This window comes from Saccharothrix hoggarensis (assembly GCF_042678885.1).
Taxonomy (GTDB): domain Bacteria; phylum Actinomycetota; class Actinomycetes; order Mycobacteriales; family Pseudonocardiaceae; genus Actinosynnema; species Actinosynnema hoggarensis.
Genome location: NZ_JBHTLK010000371.1, coordinates 1 through 3,978, shown reverse-complemented (window position 1 = coordinate 3,978; position 3,978 = coordinate 1). Strand labels below are relative to the sequence as shown.

Below are 3,978 nucleotides of genomic sequence, written 5' to 3'. Positions count from 1 at the left end.
TCGGCCGACTCGGCCTCCGGCGCGGGCACGGGCACCAGCGCGAGGGGACCGGTGTGCACGGCGGGCCGGACGGCGACGTCGCCGCCGTCGTCGCCGCCGAGGAAGAGGCCCACGGCCGCGACCGCGACCGCGAGCAGCACCGGCAGCCCGAGGGCGACGGCGAGCAGCGGGCGGGGGAGCAGCGAGGCGGGTTCCGGTTCCTGGGCCACCCGGCTATGACAGCACGGCGCTACAGGTGGACCACCGGGCAGGTCAGCGTTCGCGTGATGCCCTCGACGTTCTGGATGCGGGCGACCACGAGCTGGCCGAGCTGGTCCACGGTGTCGGCCTCGGCGCGGACGATCACGTCGTACGGTCCGGTGACGTCCTCCGCGGTGGCCACGCCGGGGATGCCGGAAATCTCCGCCGCAACGGCGGCTGCCTTCCCGACCTCGGTCTGGATGAGGATGTATGCGTGCACCACGGCGTGCCCCTTCGTCGCGACAGGTTAGGTCGGGGTAGGAACGTGCACAGCAACGTACCCCAGTTGGGGTTCCGAATGCTCAGAACGGGAGGCAATCTTGCGTCCGGAGCCGCCGCGGAACGCGGACACGGTCGCTGAAGTGGGTGAGTTCGGTCTCATCCGCCGGGTGACGGCAGGTCGGACGCAGCCGCCCACCACCCTGCTCGGGCCGGGTGACGACGCGGCTGTCGTCGCGGCGCCCGACGGCCGCGTGGTGGTGTCCACCGACGTGCTCGTCGAAGGTGTCCACTTCAGACTCGACTGGTCGTCTCCCGAGCAGGTCGGCCGCAAGGCGGCGGCCGTGAACCTCGCTGATGTCGTTGCCATGGGCGCGATGCCGACGGCCCTGCTGATCGGCCTGGCGTGCCCCGCCGACACGCCGTCCTCCGTGGTGGAGGGGATCACCGCCGGCCTGTGGCAGGAGGCGACCGTCGCGGGCGCCGGCGTGGTGGGCGGCGACATGGTGTCGTCCGCGACACTGGTGATCTCCGTTACGGCGCTCGGCGACATGGGCGGTCTGGAGCCGATCACCCGATCAGGTGCACAAGTGGGTGATGTCGTCGCGGTGTGCGGACGGCTCGGCTGGGCGGCGGGCGGGCTGGCCGTGCTCCAGCGCGGTTTCCGGTCGCCGGTCGCGGTCGTCGGGGCGCAGCGGAACCCCGAACCGCCGTACGCGGCGGGCCCCCAGGCCGCGGCGGCGGGCGCGACGGCGATGATCGACGTGTCGGACGGCCTGCTGGCCGACCTGGGGCACATCGCCGACGAGTCCGGCATCGGCATCGACATCCGCACGGAACTGCTCGAGGTCCACCCCCGCTTGGTCGACGTGGCGGCGGCGCTCGGCGCGGACGCCCGGCACTGGGTGCTGACCGGCGGGGAGGACCACGCGCTGGCGGCGACGTTCCCCGAGCCCGCGGCGGTGCCCGAGGGCTGGCGCACGATCGGCACGGTCCGGCACGGCAGCGGTGTGACCGTGGACGGCCGCGCGTACGAGAAACCCCCTGGCTGGGAGCACTGGCGGTAGGTACCCTCACCGATGTGGAACTATGCACGCTCGCGTATGACCATCCAGACTCGGTGAAGCTGATCGCCGACCTCCAGCAGGTCTACGTGGCCCGCTACGGCGACGGCGACGTCACGCCCGTCGACCCGGCGGAGTTCGCCGCGCCCCGCGGCCACTTCGTGGTCGGGTACGTCGACGGCGGTCCGGTGGCCTGCGGCGGCTGGCGTGCCCACGAGGAGGCGCAGGACTCGCTGCTCCCCGGCGACGCCGAGATCAAGCGCATGTACGTGGTCGAGGCCATGCGAGGGCGCGGCCTGGCGCGGGTCGTGCTGACGTCGCTGGAGGAGGCCGCGCGGTCCGCCGGCCGCACGCGGATGGTGCTGGAGACGGGGCTGCGGCAGCCCGAGGCGATCAAGCTGTACGAGAGCAGCGGCTACGCGCGCATCGACAACTTCGGCGTCTACCGGCATCATCCGGAAAGCCTTTGCTACGCGAAGGACCTCTGACCGCGGGAGGCACCGCGATGGCCATCTACGCGCTGGGCGACTCGGAGCCGGTGATCCACCCGGACGCCTACGTGCACCCGGACGCGACCGTGATCGGCGACGTCCGGATCGGCGCGCACGCGTCCGTGTGGCCGCAGGCCGTGCTGCGCGGCGACTACGGGCGCATCGAGGTCGGCGAGCGCACGTCGGTCCAGGACGGCACGGTGGTGCACTGCACCGAGTTCCACCCGGCGCTGATCGGCGCGGAGTGCGTCATCGGGCACAACGTCCACATCGAGGGCGCGACCATCGGCGACCGGTGCCTCATCGCCTCCGGGTCCGTGGTGCTCAACGGTTCCGTGGTGGAGACCGGCGCGATCGTCGGCGCGGGCGCGGTGGTGTCGTTCGACGGGCACGTGCCGGCGCGGTCGATGGCGCTCGGCGTGCCCGCCCGCGTGCGCGAGGGGTACGTCGTGCCGGACGGCGCGTGGCAGTTCGCCGTGGACAAGTACGTGGCCAACATCTTGCTGTACCGCAAGGAACTCCGGCGGCTCGACTGAGGTAGGTTCCCGCCGTGGCACGTCCGCTTGAGGAAATCATGGAATCCGGCTGGGCCGCGGCACTCGCGCCCGTCGCCGATCGGATCGCCGCGATGGGCGACTTCCTGCGGGCGGAGGTCGCCGCCGGGCGCACCTACCTGCCGGCCGGGGAGAACGTGCTGCGGGCGTTCCAGCAGCCGTTCCACTCGGTGCGGGTGCTGATCGTCGGCCAGGACCCGTACCCGACCCCGGGGCACGCCGTCGGGCTGAGCTTCTCGGTGTCGCCGGAGACGCGGCCCATCCCGAAGAGCCTGGTCAACATCTACACGGAGTACATGTCCGACCTGGGGCACCCGAAGCCGTCCAACGGCGACCTGACGCCGTGGACCGAGCAGGGCGTGCTGCTGCTGAACCGGGCGCTGACGGTGGAGCCGGGCAAGTCCAACTCGCACCGGAACAAGGGCTGGGAGCCGGTGACCGAGCAGGCCATCAAGGCGCTGGCCGAGCGGGACGCCCCGCTGGTCGCGATCCTGTGGGGCAGCCAGGCCCGCGCGCTCAAGCCGCTGCTGGGCGCGGACCGGTGCGTCGAGTCGGTGCACCCGAGCCCGCTGTCCGCCGCGGGCGGTTTCTTCGGCTCCCGGCCGTTCAGCAAGGCCAACGAGCTCCTGGTGAAGCAGGGCGCGGAGCCGGTCGACTGGAAGCTCCCCTGAGCGTTCCCCCGTACTTCCGCCCGTGACGCGAAAAGGCCCCCGGAACGAATTCCGGGGGCCTTTCCACAAGCTCGGGCGCGGGACATCAGCCGCGCACCACCTTGCCCGCCTTCAGGCACGAGGTGCACACGTTCAGCCGCTGCCGCGTCGAAGAGGAAACCTTCGCGCGCACGGTCTGAATGTTCGGGTTCCACCGGCGGTTCGTCTTCCGGTGGGAGTGCGAGACAGAATGGCCGAAGCCCGGCCCCTTGCCACAGACGTCGCACACGGCAGCCACGTCAGCCACTCCTTAAGGTTACTGATTCGGTACTCACGCCCCGGCGGGCGCGCAAGCGTGCACAAGCCTCAGCCGGGCATGGCAACCCAGACAGGGTAGCCGGTGGGCCGTTCTGCCTCCAAACCGGGTCGAATACCCTCGCCGCCATGCGGGCTCTCGATGCGGTCGCGGTGCGTCAGTGGGCGGACGCCTGCGTTCGGTCCCTGGACGTGAACCGCGAGGACATCGATCGCATCAACGTGTTCCCCGTGCCCGACGGCGACACCGGCACGAACCTGCTCCAGACCATGCGCTCGGCGTTGGACGCGCTGCTGAGGACACCCGTGGACACCGTCGGGGCGGCGTTGGGCGCGCTCGCCCGCGGCGCGCTCGCCGGTGCGCGCGGCAACTCCGGGGTGATCCTGTCGCAGGTGCTGCGCGGGCTGGCGGAGGCCGCCCAGGGCGCGCCCACGGCGTCCGGCG

Annotated in this window: 7 protein-coding genes and 1 pseudogene; 5 read left to right on the top strand and 3 right to left on the bottom strand. The window is 71.8% G+C overall.

From position 1 onward, the window contains the following. Both ACFQ3T_RS34940 and ACFQ3T_RS34935 read right to left on the bottom strand, forming a co-directional pair. A pseudogene (locus tag ACFQ3T_RS34940) lies at window positions 1-209 on the bottom strand (DUF3515 domain-containing protein); the annotation flags it as partial. Window positions 210-229: 20 nt separating this feature from the next. Next, window positions 230-463 carry an Lrp/AsnC family transcriptional regulator gene (locus tag ACFQ3T_RS34935; RefSeq protein ID WP_015104517.1) on the bottom strand — a complete coding sequence of 78 codons (234 nt, stop codon included), beginning with the start codon at window positions 461-463 and terminating at the stop codon, window positions 230-232. Window positions 464-560: 97 nt separating this feature from the next. Here ACFQ3T_RS34935 and ACFQ3T_RS34930 point away from each other — a divergent pair, with 97 nt between their 5' ends. From ACFQ3T_RS34930 to ACFQ3T_RS34915, 4 genes are read left to right on the top strand one after another with little or no spacing between them, the layout of a single operon-like run. Then, window positions 561-1,526 (top strand): thiamine-phosphate kinase, encoded by a 966-nt coding sequence (locus tag ACFQ3T_RS34930; protein WP_380730142.1) that lies wholly within the window; start codon window positions 561-563, stop codon window positions 1,524-1,526. 53 nt (window positions 1,527-1,579) lie between these two features. Next, window positions 1,580-2,011 (top strand): GNAT family N-acetyltransferase, encoded by a 432-nt coding sequence (locus ACFQ3T_RS34925; protein WP_380730140.1) that lies wholly within the window; start codon window positions 1,580-1,582, stop codon window positions 2,009-2,011. Between the two features lie 17 nt (window positions 2,012-2,028). Then, window positions 2,029-2,550 (top strand): gamma carbonic anhydrase family protein, encoded by a 522-nt coding sequence (locus tag ACFQ3T_RS34920; protein ID WP_380730138.1) that lies wholly within the window; start codon window positions 2,029-2,031, stop codon window positions 2,548-2,550. A 14-nt stretch (window positions 2,551-2,564) separates the two neighbouring features. Then, window positions 2,565-3,239 (top strand): uracil-DNA glycosylase, encoded by a 675-nt coding sequence (locus ACFQ3T_RS34915; RefSeq protein ID WP_380730136.1) that lies wholly within the window; start codon window positions 2,565-2,567, stop codon window positions 3,237-3,239. Between the two features lie 85 nt (window positions 3,240-3,324). Here the strand turns inward: ACFQ3T_RS34915 and rpmB are convergent, their stop codons facing one another. Further along, window positions 3,325-3,516: a 50S ribosomal protein L28 gene (gene rpmB, locus ACFQ3T_RS34910; RefSeq protein ID WP_033437952.1), complete on the bottom strand. Its 192-nt coding sequence runs from the start codon at window positions 3,514-3,516 to the stop codon at window positions 3,325-3,327. Between the two features lie 146 nt (window positions 3,517-3,662). On the opposite strand from rpmB, the gene ACFQ3T_RS34905 reads away from it, so the two are divergent. Next, the coding region (locus ACFQ3T_RS34905) for a DAK2 domain-containing protein (protein WP_380730134.1) at window positions 3,663-3,978 on the top strand (316 nt) is incomplete at its 3' end.

Bases quoted from the DNA above. Each gene is read 5' to 3' on its own strand.
- ACFQ3T_RS34920 (WP_380730138.1), top strand. From the start codon at position 2,029: ATGGCCATCTACGCGCTGGGCGACTCGGAGCCGGTGATCCACCCGGAC.